14 protein-coding genes are annotated in these 12,404 nt (G+C 71.3%); 8 read left to right on the forward strand and 6 right to left on the reverse strand.

Annotated elements, in window-relative coordinates; all coding sequences use genetic code 11:
• Position 1: 1 nt before the first annotated feature.
• Complete coding sequence (locus tag AB0J88_RS05670; protein WP_364352819.1) at positions 2 to 502, reverse strand: FBP domain-containing protein; 501 nt, start codon at positions 500 to 502, stop codon at positions 2 to 4.
• A 43-nt stretch (positions 503 to 545) separates the two neighbouring features.
• Positions 546 to 1,418, reverse strand: a complete 873-nt coding sequence (locus tag AB0J88_RS05675) for a class I SAM-dependent methyltransferase (protein WP_364352822.1) — start codon at positions 1,416 to 1,418, stop codon at positions 546 to 548.
• 150 nt (positions 1,419 to 1,568) lie between these two features.
• Here AB0J88_RS05675 and AB0J88_RS05680 point away from each other — a divergent pair, with 150 nt between their 5' ends.
• Positions 1,569 to 1,865, forward strand: a complete 297-nt coding sequence (locus tag AB0J88_RS05680) for a hypothetical protein (RefSeq protein ID WP_364352824.1) — start codon at positions 1,569 to 1,571, stop codon at positions 1,863 to 1,865.
• Between the two features lie 7 nt (positions 1,866 to 1,872).
• Here AB0J88_RS05680 and dgoD read toward each other — a convergent pair whose 3' ends face one another.
• From dgoD to AB0J88_RS05695, 3 genes are read right to left on the reverse strand one after another with little or no spacing between them, the layout of a single operon-like run.
• Positions 1,873 to 3,021 (reverse strand): galactonate dehydratase, encoded by a 1,149-nt coding sequence (gene dgoD / locus AB0J88_RS05685; protein WP_364352827.1) that lies wholly within the window; start codon positions 3,019 to 3,021, stop codon positions 1,873 to 1,875.
• Positions 3,002 to 3,721, reverse strand: coding sequence for an FCD domain-containing protein (locus AB0J88_RS05690; RefSeq protein ID WP_364352830.1), 720 nt, complete (start codon positions 3,719 to 3,721; stop codon positions 3,002 to 3,004). The genes dgoD and AB0J88_RS05690 overlap by 20 nt, the downstream gene beginning before the upstream one ends.
• A gap of 8 nt (positions 3,722 to 3,729) precedes the next feature.
• Positions 3,730 to 4,479, reverse strand: coding sequence for an SDR family oxidoreductase (locus tag AB0J88_RS05695; protein ID WP_364352833.1), 750 nt, complete (start codon positions 4,477 to 4,479; stop codon positions 3,730 to 3,732).
• Between the two features lie 158 nt (positions 4,480 to 4,637).
• On the opposite strand from AB0J88_RS05695, the gene AB0J88_RS05700 reads away from it, so the two are divergent.
• From AB0J88_RS05700 to AB0J88_RS05730, 7 genes are all read left to right on the forward strand, one after another.
• Positions 4,638 to 5,915 carry an ABC transporter substrate-binding protein gene (locus tag AB0J88_RS05700; RefSeq protein WP_364352836.1) on the forward strand — a complete coding sequence of 426 codons (1,278 nt, stop codon included), beginning with the start codon at positions 4,638 to 4,640 and terminating at the stop codon, positions 5,913 to 5,915.
• Complete coding sequence (locus tag AB0J88_RS05705; RefSeq protein ID WP_364352839.1) at positions 5,912 to 6,820, forward strand: sugar ABC transporter permease; 909 nt, start codon at positions 5,912 to 5,914, stop codon at positions 6,818 to 6,820. The genes AB0J88_RS05700 and AB0J88_RS05705 overlap by 4 nt, the downstream gene beginning before the upstream one ends.
• A 95-nt stretch (positions 6,821 to 6,915) precedes the next feature.
• Positions 6,916 to 7,701, forward strand: coding sequence for a carbohydrate ABC transporter permease (locus AB0J88_RS05710; protein ID WP_364352842.1), 786 nt, complete (start codon positions 6,916 to 6,918; stop codon positions 7,699 to 7,701).
• Positions 7,702 to 7,709: 8 nt separating this feature from the next.
• Positions 7,710 to 8,924, forward strand: a complete 1,215-nt coding sequence (locus AB0J88_RS05715) for a cellulase-like family protein (protein WP_364352845.1) — start codon at positions 7,710 to 7,712, stop codon at positions 8,922 to 8,924.
• 43 nt (positions 8,925 to 8,967) lie between these two features.
• Positions 8,968 to 9,738 carry a GNAT family N-acetyltransferase gene (locus AB0J88_RS05720; protein WP_364352848.1) on the forward strand — a complete coding sequence of 257 codons (771 nt, stop codon included), beginning with the start codon at positions 8,968 to 8,970 and terminating at the stop codon, positions 9,736 to 9,738.
• Positions 9,738 to 10,253: a GNAT family N-acetyltransferase gene (locus AB0J88_RS05725; protein ID WP_364352851.1), complete on the forward strand. Its 516-nt coding sequence runs from the start codon at positions 9,738 to 9,740 to the stop codon at positions 10,251 to 10,253. The genes AB0J88_RS05720 and AB0J88_RS05725 overlap by 1 nt, the downstream gene beginning before the upstream one ends.
• 71 nt (positions 10,254 to 10,324) lie before the next feature.
• On the forward strand, positions 10,325 to 11,521 hold the full coding sequence (locus AB0J88_RS05730; protein ID WP_364352854.1) for an MFS transporter: 1,197 nt from the start codon (positions 10,325 to 10,327) through the stop codon (positions 11,519 to 11,521).
• A 7-nt stretch (positions 11,522 to 11,528) separates the two neighbouring features.
• Here AB0J88_RS05730 and AB0J88_RS05735 read toward each other — a convergent pair whose 3' ends face one another.
• Entirely contained in the window at positions 11,529 to 12,395 is an 867-nt protein-coding gene (locus AB0J88_RS05735) for a winged helix-turn-helix transcriptional regulator (RefSeq protein ID WP_364352857.1), read from the reverse strand.
• Positions 12,396 to 12,404: the final 9 nt, after the last annotated feature.

The raw sequence follows: 12,404 nt of genomic DNA on the forward strand, positions 1-12,404 counted from the left end.
GTCACCCGGCCTTGACCCGTTCGGTGAAGGCGTTCAGGTTGGTCAGTGCGCGCTCGATCCGCTCGTCGACGGTCAGCGACTCCTCGTAGCGGGCCATCAGCAACTTCGGCTGCCGCTTGCCGCGGAGGTAGAGCGAGCAGGCCAGGTCGGAGCACAGGTATTCGCCGACGGTGTTGCCGTTGCGCCCGGCCGGGCCGGCCAGTGGCGCGACGAACAACGCCACACCGGAGGCGCCGTGCCCGGTCAGGCACACCTTGCACATGCTCGACCGGGACAGCGTCGACGCGCGGCGGGGCTCGGGCCGGCGCAGCACGACGCCGGTCGGCCCGGTCTCTCCGGGCACCACCAGCAACGCCCGCAACGGCGCTCCCGGGTCGGTCCAGCCGAGAAAGTCGAGGTCGTCCCAGGGCACGGGGCCGGACGGCAGTTTGATCCGGGCCGCCTCGCCCTTGCTGCAGTTGACGAACGAGCCCCGGATGGCGTCCTCGGTCAGTGGTTCCACGCCACCGAAACTAACGCGGTCGATCCAGCCAGTCACTGGGTTTTCAGTCGCGGTCGGCAACCTGCACCTGGCTCTGGGCGAGCGAGCGGCGGTGCCAGATCGGCACCGGCAGGCTCTCCGCCACGTCCAGGATGTTCAGGTCCGCCGTGACGGTGAAACCGTGCCGGGCCAGCAGTTCCGCCATCGCCGCAGGGGTCCAGGTCGACCGCCAGGGCTCGCGGGTGAACACGCTGGTCTGGCCGGCGGACCGGGACAGCGCCCGGCCCAGCAGGAAGCCGAGTTTGAGGAACGGCACGGGAAGCTGGAAGTTGACGACCAGCCGACTGCCGCGCGCGGAGCAGGCGGCGACCGCGCCGACCGTGGCCTCGACCTCGGCCGGGGTGAGGTAGGGGACGACGCCCTCCCAGACCCAGGTCGTCGGCCGGTCGCCGAGGTGCCCCGCCGCGGCCAGCGCCCGGCTCAGGTCGTCGGTGCGGAAATCGACCGGCACGTACGTCGGTGGCCGGCCGCTCAACACGGCCGCGCGCGACCGCTTGTCCTGCTGCGAGGCGGGCTGGTCGACCTCGAACACCGCGACATCGGCCAGTTCCGGCATCCGCCAGGCCCGGCCGTCCAGCCCCGCGCCGAGGATGACGACCTGCTGGCCGGGCCGGGCCCGCACGGCGTCGTCGATGGCCACGGTCCGCGGCACCATCAGCTCGGTGATCGCCTTGACCGTCTCGTACGCGACCCGGGTCCGCCATTCCTTGGGCGCGCGGCCGTCGCGTACCCAGACCACCGCCTCGCGCTCGTCGGCGCGCAGCAGCGGCAACGCGGTCGGGTCGCTGAACCGCTCGGTCGCCACCAGCCCGTGCGCGGCAGCGCGGCCCTGGCACACCAACACAGCGGTGCGGCTCGCCGGCGGGGTCTCGACCATCAACTCGACGGTAACGCGGATACGGGCACGCGGCGTCATGATCGGACCGACTGCTCGCGCAACCAGCCCGCCGACGTCTGGTTCCTGGCCGGCACGTTCGGCACCTCGGCCACCCGGCGTTGTGACGCACCGGCCGGCCGGCAGATCGTGGTGCCGGTTCTCAACTCGTACGACGCCGCGAACTGCGGCGCGTTCATGGAGGCGGCTCAGGGCGCCGTCCACCTCGACGGCCAGCCGGTGCCGACCCAGCGGATCACCGGCGAGCCGATCAGCTTCGTCGGCGTCGCCGGCAACGCTCTGGGCACCGGGACCGAGCGCGTCGACTCGACCGGTTGCGGCATTTGGGCCACGATCCCGCCGTTGTCCGCGGGCGTCCACGAGGTCCGCGTGCGGGGCACCAGCGCTGATTTCTCGGTGAGCGTGGACTACGCGCTGCACGTCGGCTGAGGGGTGCTCACCATTCGGCGAACGAGCCGTCTTCCTGCCGCCAGACCGGGTTGCGCCAGGCGTGTCCGGCCGCGTCGGCCTGGCGGACCGCCTGTTCGTCGATCGTGATGCCGAGGCCGGGCGCGTCCCACCGGGCGATGTGCCCCTCCACGATCCGCAGCGGCTCCGGGTCGGCCACGTAGTCGAGCAGGTCGGCGCCGCCCCGGTGGTAGTGGATGCCCATGCTCTGTTCCTGGATCAGGAAGTTGGGCGTGGCGAACGCGACCTGCAGGCTGGCCGCCAGCGCGATCGGTCCGAGGGGGCAGTGCGGCGCGAACAGGGCTCCGTAGGTCTCGGCGAGCGCGGCGATCCGGCGCACCTCGGAGATGCCCCCGGCGTGCGAGAGGTCCGGCTGCACGACGCCGACGCCGGCCGCCAGCGCGGGCAGGAAGCCGGCCCGGTCGTAGATCCGTTCGCCGGTGGCCACCGGGACCGTCGTGCGGGCGACCAGGTCGCCGAGCAGGTGGGTCTGTTCGGGCACCAGCGGCTCTTCCACGAGCAGCGGGCGCAGCGGCTCGATGGCGGGCAGGATCATCCGGGCCGCCGGCAGCGTGGCCCGGCCGTGCAGGTCGACCGCCACGTCACGGTCGTCGCCGATCGCTTCCCGGGCCGCGGCGAGGCGCCGCACGATCCGGTCGAGCTCGGCGCTGGTGGGCACGGGGGAGAGCCGGCCGCTCGCGTTCATCTTGACCGCGGTCATCCCGGCCTCGACGTGCGCCGCCACCGCGTCGGTGAGCTCGCTCGGGTCGTCGCCGCCGATCCACGCGTACACCCTGGCCCTGTCCCGGACCGCGCCGCCGATCAGGGCGTGCACCGGCGCGCCGTACGCCTGGCCGGCGATGTCCCACAACGCCTGGTCGAGGCCAGCGACGGCGCTGGAGAGCACCGGACCGCCCCGGTAGAAGCCGCCCTTGGAGAGCACCTGCCAGTGCTGCTCGATCCGCAACGGGTCCTCGCCCAGCAGATATTCGGAGAGCACCTCGACGGCGGTGCGGACCACCTCGGCGCGCCCCTCGACCACCGGCTCCCCCCAGCCGACCAGACCTTCGTCGGTGGCGACGCGGACGAACAGCCAGCGCGGGGGAACGAGGAAGGTCTCAATCTTGTCGATCTTCACGCTGGGTCCTCTCCAGCCTGGCCACGTCTTCGATGGCCTGGTCGAGCAGTTTGCGCATGGCGCGCGCGGCCTGGGCGGGGTTGTGTCGCCGGATCCCGTCGACCACCGCTTTGTGGCTGGGCACCGGATCGCTGGGTCCGTCCGTGCCGTGCACCATCCGGTCGCGCTCGGCCAGACCCGTCTCGATCACCACCTCCATGCGCTCGATGAGCTCGTTGTGGGTGGCGGCGAGCAGCGCACGGTGGAAGGCGAGGTCGGCGGCGACCGCGGCGAGCGGGTCGGAGCCGGCGGCGGCCATGGCGTCCAGCGCGGCGTCCAGCGCCGCGATGTCCTCCTCGGTCGCGCGCGCGGCGGCCAGGCTGGCGGCGCCGGGCTCGACGATGCTGCGGAGCTCGTGCAGGTCGTCGAAGAGCCCCGGCCCGGGGGAGCGGGCGAACTGCCACCGGAGCACGTCGCCGTCGAGCAGGCTCCAGGCCGACCGCGGGCGCACGAACGTGCCGCGCTTGGGCCGCGCGTCGACCAGTCCCTTGGCGGCGAGCACGCGCAGGGCCTCGCGCAGCACCGTTAGGCTGACGTCGAACTCGCTCTGCAGCGCGGTCAGGTCGAGGATCGCGCCCTCGGGGAGCTGGCCGGTGAGGATCCGCTGTGCGAGCACCTCCACCGTCTGGCCGTGCACGCCGCGCGCCGTGTACTGCTGCATGTTCTCCCCTAGGCCGATGCTTTGGTGGCGGTCCAACCGCCGTCGACCACCAGGCTCGCGCCGGTCACGTAGGCCGCTTCGGACGAGGCGAGGAACGCCACCGCGGCGGCCACTTCGTCGGGCGTGCCGAACCGCTTGGCCACCGTCTCGGCCACACTGCTCGCGCGGTCCTCCGCGGACACCCAGTCCCATGCGGCGGTCATGATCGGTCCAGGTAGGACGGTGTTGACCCGCAGCGCCGGACCATACTCCACGGCGAGCTGCCGGGCCAGGGCCGTCAGGCCGCCTTTGGCCGCCGCGTAAGCCGGACGTCCGGGCAGGCCGACCAGCGCGTGCACCGACGACACCACCACGACGCTGCCGTCGTGCGCGGTCAGGTCGGGCAGCAGCGCCTTGACGCCGAGGAACGTGCCGGTCAGCGTGACCGCGATCTGCCGGTTCCAGGACTCCAGGCTGGTCTGCGCGGCGGGCAGAACCTCCACTGTGTACGCATTGCTGACCAGCACGCCGACTGGCCCGAACTCGTCACGCGCGGTAGTCGCGACGCGAGCCCAGTCGCCTTCGTCGGCGGCGTCCGCGAGCACTGCCTTGGCCCGTCCGCCGGCGGCGCTGATCGACGCCGCGACCTCGTCGGCCGGCCGCACGTCGGCGAGCACCACGGCGGCGCCCTCGGCTGCCAACCGGCGCGCGCAGGCCGCACCGATGCCCCCGGCCGCACCCGTGACAATCGCGGTGCGACCTGCGAAGCGACCCGCCATGCGCCAAACTCCCTCGGTCACGAAGTCTTCATTAATTACGAAGATATGTTGACAGCCCATCCACGTTGATGCAACCTCTTGGAAACACGACTCCCCCGTTCCCTTTGCTGTGCGCCGACCGAAGGTCCAGGCGCCTTAACAAGCACAGGAGGCTTCGCATGAGTTCTGCTCGCTTCAGTCGCCGCGGGTTCCTCGCCGGGATCGGCGGTGTCGGTGCTGCCTCGCTCCTCGGTGCATGCGCTACCGGGAGTGATGACAGCGTCGGTGCCGCCTCCTCGACGCTGACCCTCCAGTCCTCGCTTTCCGATCCTGATCCCAAGGCCGCGCTCACCAAGGTGGTCGAGGGCTACAGCAAGACCCCGGTCACCCTGAACACCATCGCCATCGAGACGTTCCGGGCGCAGCTGCCCACCTACCTGAACTCGGGCAACCCACCGGACGTGCTGACCTGGTACGCCGGGTCGGTGGCCCGTGACTATGCCAGCAAGGGCTTCCTGCTCGACGTGTCCGACCTGTGGACCGGCAGCGGGGCGTGCGCCAACTTCTCGCCCGCGCTGAAGGAACTGTCCACTGCGGACGGCAAGCAGATCTTCGTGCCGACCAACTACTACTGGTGGGGCGTCTTCTACCGGAAGTCCGCGTTCCAGGAGTGGGGCGTGCAGGTCCCGACGACCTGGGACGAGTTCATCCAGGTCTGCAAGACGATCAAGAGCAAGGGCGTCGCGCCGATCAGCATGGGCACCGGGTCCACCCCGTGGGTCGCCTCGGGCTGGTTCGACTACCTCAACCTGCGCATCAACGGCGCCGAGTTCCACCGCGAGCTGCTGGCCGGCAAGCACTCCTTCGACGGTCCCGAGGTCAAGGCCGTGATGGACCACTACCGCCAGCTCGTCGAGTACATCGACCCCAAGGGCCGGTCGTACTCGTGGCAGGACGCGGTCACCCCGCTGACCTCCAAGAAGGCCGGCATGTACCTGATCGGCGCGTTCATCACCTCGGGCGTGCCGTCGGACGCCGTCGACGACCTCGACTTCTTCCGGGTGCCGATCATCGACCCGAGCGTGCCGGTCGCCGAGGAAGCGCCCACGGACGGCTACTTCGCGAGCGCCAAGTCGAAGAACGCCGCGGGCGCCAAGGAGCTGCTGTCCTACCTCGCGTCCGCGCCGGCGCAGCAGCAGTTCATCCAGCTCGCCAAGTCGTCGAACCTGCCCACCTCGCAGGCGGTCGACACGACCACCTTCGCGCCGCTGGTGCAGAAGGGCATCAAGCTGCTCAACGAGAGCAAGGCGATCACCCAGTTCTTCAACCGGGACTCCAGCGACGAGCTGCAGACCACGGCCGACACGGCCCTCACCAAGTTCCTCGACAAGCCCGGTGACGTCAACAAGATCCTGGCTGAATGGCAGGCGTCGGCGAAGAAGGTCCTAGGGTCGTGACCTCGGTGGCGGCACCACCACGGCACAGGCGTGCGGGCCTGCGCGCCGTACCCAAGGTGGTCTGGCTCTTCCTGCTGATCCCGGCGGCGGTCGAGGTCGGCATGGTGTTCTGGCCGGCGGTCAACAGCTTCTACCTGTCGTTGACCGAGTGGAACGGGCTGGGCGCTGCCCAGCCCGTCGGGCTCGACAACTTCAAGGACCTGTTCGCCGACGACATCTTCCGCGGCGCGCTGTGGAACAACGTCATCTGGGCGGTCGGCTTCGGCGGGCTCTCGGTGCTCGGCGGGCTGGCGCTCGCGGTGGCGCTCAACCGGCCCCGCCGCGGTGTCGGCCTCTACCGCAGCGCGATCTACCTGCCGATGGTGTTCTCGCTGGCGGTGACCGGCCTGTTCTGGCGGGTGCAGTACCAGCCGGACGGCACCATCAACACGCTGCTCGGCGCGATCGGCCTCGAAAGCGTCGAGCGGCAGTGGCTGGCCGACCCGGACACCGCCCTCTACGCGGTGCTGATCGCGGCGGTCTGGCGGCAGGTCGGCTACGTGATGGTGCTCTACCTGGCCGGGCTCAAGAGCACCGACCCGACGCTGGACGACGCGGCGGCGGTGGACGGTGCCGGTGCGTGGCAACGCTTCCGCTTCGTCACCTGGCCGCAGCTGCGCGGTGTCAACACGGTGGTGTTCGCGGTGACGGTGATCGACTCGCTGCGCACCTTCGACATCGTCTGGGCGATGACCCAGGGCGGCCCGTACCACTCTTCGGAGCTGCTCAGCACGTACATGTTCCAGCAGGGCTTCACGTTCCTGAACCTGGGCTACGCGTCGGCGATCGCCGTCGTGATCTTCGCGCTCGCGCTGATCTTCATCATCACGTACCTGGTCCGGGCCACCAAGGAGGAGATCGCCTGATGTCCACCGCGACCCTGACCCCCGCTGCCGCTGCGAGAACGAGCCTGCCCCCCGCGAAGCCAAGACGCCGTCGCGGCTGGGTCTTCCACGCCGTCATGGCACCACTCACCCTGCTCTGGGTGGCGCCGATGGTGTTCGTCGTCGTCCTGGCCTTCCGGTCCTTCGACGACATCGCCGCCAACGGCACCGCCGCGTGGCCGGTCTCGTTCGGCCTCGAAGGCTTCCGCGAGGCGCTCGGGCGGGGCACCATGGGCCGGGCGCTGTGGACCAGCGTCCAGGTGACCGTCCCGGCCGTGATCCTCAGCCTGCTGCTCGCCTCCTGGGCGGCGTACGCCCTGGCGCGCTTCGACATCCCCGGCCGGCGGGCGATCCTGCTCACGATGCTGGCCGGCAACCTGCTGCCGCCACAGATCCTGCTGATCCCGGTGTCGCGGGTGATGGAGTCGCTGGGCATCTATGACACCCTGTTCGCGCTGGTCACGATCCACGTCGGCTTCGGGCTCGGCTTCTACACCTTCGTGCTGCACGGCTTCATGCGGTCGATCCCGGGTGAGCTGACCGAGGCCGCGCGGATCGACGGCGCCGGCCCGGTGCAGATCTATGCCCGGATCATCATGCCGCTGTGCCGGCCGTCGCTGGCCGCTCTAGGCGCGCTCGCCACGACCTGGATCTTCAACGACCTGATCTGGGCGATCACCGTGTTGCGCACCGAGGCCAAGCTGCCGGTCACCGCCGCACTGCTCAACCTCCAGGGTGGGTACGTCAGCAACTGGAACGTGGTCGCCGCCGCCTCGGTGATCGCCGCGGTCCCCACCGCCATCGTGTTCTTCGCCTTCCAGCGCCACTTCGTCTCCGGCCTGCTGATGGGATCGAACAAATGAGCCGACCCATGACCATCTCGTTGTGGGACTTCACCTGGTACACCCGCACCGGTCCGGGAGAGCCGTTCGCGGACCTGGGTGCGGCGTTCGCGCAGGCGGTGGAGCGGGGCTACGACACCGTGCGCGTCTGCGCGATGCCGTACCTCCTGTTCGGTTCGGGCCTCGACACCTCGGCGCTGCGGTTCGCCGGGCTCGGTGGCGAGTTCGGGCAACGGACCCGGTGGTACGACGTGCCCGCAGGGCCACCGGTCGACGGCCGCGCCCACCTGTTGGAGCTCTTCCGCCAGGCCGCCGCGCACGACTGCCGGATCATCGTGTCGAGCTGGGAGTACCAGCAGAGCCCGTCGTTCGGCGTCGACGACGGGTGGCACCGGGCGTTGCAGGCGGTGCCGCGGGCCTCGCGCACCGTCGCGCTGGCTGACGCGCACGCCGACCTCGTCGACTTCCTGCGCGCCTCGGGCGGCCTGGACGAGGTGATCGCGTACGTCGAGCTGCACAACGAGGTGCAGCACAGCGGGCTGCACGCGGGAGAGGGCGTCGTCGGGCTGCGCGACTCGCTGGAGCGCGGGATCGACCGGTTCAAGGAGCGGCACCCGTCCGTGCCGGTGACGGTCAACTACTCGCGCGTGCCGGTGGGCGAGATGCGCGGGCTGCCGCGCAACATGGACGTCGCGGTCTTCCATCCTTACGTGTACGGGGTGCTGGGCCAGCTCTACGACGAGTTCGCGCTGCGCGACACCTCCAGAGCCTTTCCGCAAGAGCGGGCGTTCGTCGAGCTTTTGCGCGACGGGGCACCGAAGCTGGAGGACTGGCGGCCGCCGGCGTCGTGGAAGAGCGAGGCGACCATCGTGCCGCACCGCGAGATCTACACCCACGACTGGTGCGACCCTGCGAAATGGGATCGCTGGCTGTACGACCGCTACTCCGAGCACCGGCACGCCATGCGGCAGACGCTGGACACCTGGCTGGCGGTGGCGGCCGACCACGCCGCCGCGCGCGGCATCCCTCTGGTGTTCGGCGAGGGCTGGGTCGGCTATACGCCGCTGCACGCCACCTTCGAGGAGGGGCCGGTCGGTGCGGAGATCTGCGCGCACGCCGTGCGGACGGCCCGGGACCTCGGCGCGTGGGGCACGGTGGTCTGCTCGAACGCGGCACCCCATCACCCGATGTGGCAGGACGTGGCGCTCCAGCGCCGCCTCAACGACGAGTTCCGGAGCCGCTGAAACCGGTTGCCCGGTGTGGGTGCCGTTGGCATGCTGCGGCGTGATGACTGACGAACTCCTGATCCAGCATGACCGGCAGGTGCGCGGCACGCTGGCCGCGCGGCTGCCGAAGTCGTGGAATGCCGTCTGGGACGGCCCGGTCCTGCTGGCGAAGACGCCCTTCCGCTCGATGGCCTTCGCCCAGGACCTGGACGACCTCAGCGTCGCCGACCTGGACGCGTTGATCGCCCGGGTCCGCGACCGCGGCGAGACGGTCGAGTGGAAGACCTACGGGCACGACCGGCCGGACCTGGTCGAGCGGCTGCGGCTGGCTGGCTTCGTGCCGGAGGACCAGGAGACCGTGCTAGTCGGCCTGGCGGCCGACCTGACCGGCGCCGGCGAGGCTCCCGACGGCGTGTCCATCCGGGAGACGACGGACCCGGCCGACCTGCGCCGGATCGGGGCGATGGAGTCCGAGGTGTGGGGCATCGACCTGTCCTCGCTGGCCGACGACCTGCGCGACCGCATCGAGGCCACGCCGGACGACATCGTCGTCTTCGTCGCCGAGGCCGGCGGCGAGGTGGTGTCGGCGGCCTGGATGCCGATCTTCCGCGGCACGGAGTTCGCCGGGCTCTGGGGCGGCTCGACCCTCGCGGCCTGGCGCCGCATGGGCATCTACCGCGCGCTGGTCGCGCGGCGCGCCCGCGTCGCCACCGACCGCGGCATCCGCTACCTCATGGTCGACGCCTCGGACGACAGTCGCCCGATCCTGCAACGCCTGGGCCTGCGCGCGGTCACCACCACGACGCCCTGGGTCTGGACGCCGGCCGACTGATGCGCACCATCACCAGCGACCGGCTGCTGCTGCGTCCCTGGCAGGACGACGACGCCGACTTCCTGCTCGACCTCGAGTCGCGCTGGGAGGTCGTGCGCTTCCTGGGTCCACACCCGGTCGTCATGAGCAGCCGCGCAGAGGCGTTGGCCTCGATCGCCCGCCGCCGTGCGTTCGACGACCCGATCCACGGCATCTGGCTGATCGCCGCGGCCGGCCGACCGGTCGGCAATCTCCTGCTCAAGCCGATCCCGTTGTCGGCCGGCCAAGAAGACCCCGGTGACGTCGAGATCGGGTGGCATCTCCATCCGGACGCGTGGGGACACGGCTACGCCACCGAAGCCGCCTCGGTGGTCATGGCGGACGCCTTCGATCGAGGTCTGCGGCGGGTCGTCGCCGTGACCATGCCCGAGAACCAGGCCTCGCAGGCCGTCTGCCGGCGGCTCGGCATGACCCACCTCGGCCGCACGACGCGCTACTACGGCACCATCAAAGAGCTCTTCGAGAAAACCGTTTGACGGCACCGATAATCTGATCCTCCGTACCTCGAGTCGGTGGGGGCCCTGCCTCCACCACCTCGGGAGTATCGATGCGCCGGGCACCTGCCCTCTCGTTTCTGCTGGTCACCGTGTTCGTCGACATGCTCGGTCTGGGCATCGTCGTGCCGATCGTGCCGGCTCTCATGCTCGAGCTCACCGGACGGTCGGCCGACGCCGTCGCCTGGTCCGGACTGCTCGGGTCGACTTTCGGCCTCGCGCAGTTCCTCACCGCGCCGCTGCTGGGCCGGCTCGCCGACCGCTACGGCCGCCGGCCCGTCCTGCTCACCGCGCTCGCCTGCCTCGGCCTCGACTGGGTCGGGCACGCGCTCACCCCGACGGTCGGGTTGCTGCTGGTCTGCCACGCGTTCGCCGGCGCCTGCGGCGGCACCGCGACGGTCGTCAACGCGTACGTCGCCGACGTCACCCCGCCGGACCGGCGCGCGCACGCCTTCGCGCTCGTCGGGTCCGCGTTCGGGCTAGGGTTCGTCGCCGGCCCGGTGATCGGCGGGCTGCTCGGCGCGATGGACCCGCGGCTGCCGTTCTGGGCCGCCGCCGGCCTGGCCTTCGCCAACGTCGCCTACGGCTGCTGGGTCCTGCCGGAGTCCCGCCCGGGCGACGGTACGACCCCACTGAGCCTGCGCGCCGCCAGCCCGTTCGCGGCCATCGCGGCCGTGGCGCGCCGCCCCGTGCTCGGCCGGCTGATGATCGCCCGGTTCTGCGCCGACGTCGCGAGGATGACCCACCAGGCGATCTGGGCCTTCTTCGTCACACACCAGTTCGCCTGGAACACGTTCCAGGTCGGCGTCACGATGTCCGTGGGCGCGATCGCGGGTGCCGCCTTCCAGGCGCGCGCGGTCGGCCCGATCGTTCGCCGGCTCGGCGAGCCGCGGGCGGCCGTCCTCGGCAGCCTGTGCGCGGCGGTGGCGTTGGGTGGCACGGCGTTGGCGACCAGCCCGGCGGCGATCTATGTCCTCCAGGTCGTCGGCGTGCTCGGCGCCGTGGGTGCGGCCGCCGGTCAGTCCTGGCTCGCCCGCGTGACCGGTGCCGACGAGCGCGGCACGGTCAACGGCGCACTGACCGGGGTCGCCGCCGTGGCCGAGACCGCCGTTCCGCTGCTGGCCGGTGCGGCGTTCGCCTGGTCGCTCGCCTACGCCGCGCCGGGCCTCGTCTTCGCCGTTGCCGCCGCGTTCGCCGCGGCCTCCACGCTGCTCCTGGCGCGAACCGCCGCCGCCTCCCGAAGGTCCTGACGCCCGGTCAAAGCCGGCGACCGACGGCGAGGGCCTCGTCGACGGCGGCCGGGATGTCCGTCACCGGGAAGATGGTGTGGCGGACCACCCGGTCGCCGTCGGCGATCAGGACCAGGCGCTTGAGGCGCTGCTGCTGTGCGATCCGCACCGCCGGCAGTCGCAGTGCCGCAGTCAAGGCCAGGTCCACATCGGACAGAAGCGGGAACGGGATTCCTTCCTCGGCCGCGAACGTCGCCTGCTCCTCCGGGCGCTGCGTGCTCACGCCGTGCACCGCGACCCCGGCTGCCTGGAACTCCGGCAAACGGTCGCGGAAGAGCCGGTTCTCCAGCGTGCAGCCGATCGTGCCCGCGATCGTGTCCCAGCCCGCCGGATGCGGGTTCGGGCGGCCCGTGGCGGGATAGGCGAACAGCACGGTCGGACCCTGGCCGAGCACGTCGCGCTCCGGTCCGGCGGCGGACGGCAGCGACACCTCGGGCACCCGGGTGCCGAGCAGGGACGCGACGCGGTCGTGCTCGGCGCCCGCGGGCGGCGCGGTCGCGGTCAGCGTGCCGTCGCCGAGCAGCCAGCGGTCGGCCCAGTCCTGCATGCCGACCAGCACGGGAAGGAAAGCCTCGCCGCGCGCCGTCAGCCGGTACTCGTAGCGCGTCGGGCGGTCCTGGTAAGGCGTGCGCTCCAGAACCCCGTGCTCGACGAGGTGGGCCAGCCGCTCGGTCAGCACCCGCCGCGACACCGACAGCTCCGTGACGAGCCCGTCGAAGCGGTGGTGGCCGCGTGCGACCTCGCGCAGCACCAGCAGGTTCCACCAGTCGCCCATCACCGAGGCGGCCTGGGCGATGCCGCACGCCTCGTCGACGGCACGTATCCGAGCGGTCACCGCGGCCTC

Source organism: Asanoa sp. NPDC049475 (assembly GCF_040676915.1).
Classification (GTDB): domain Bacteria; phylum Actinomycetota; class Actinomycetes; order Mycobacteriales; family Micromonosporaceae; genus Asanoa.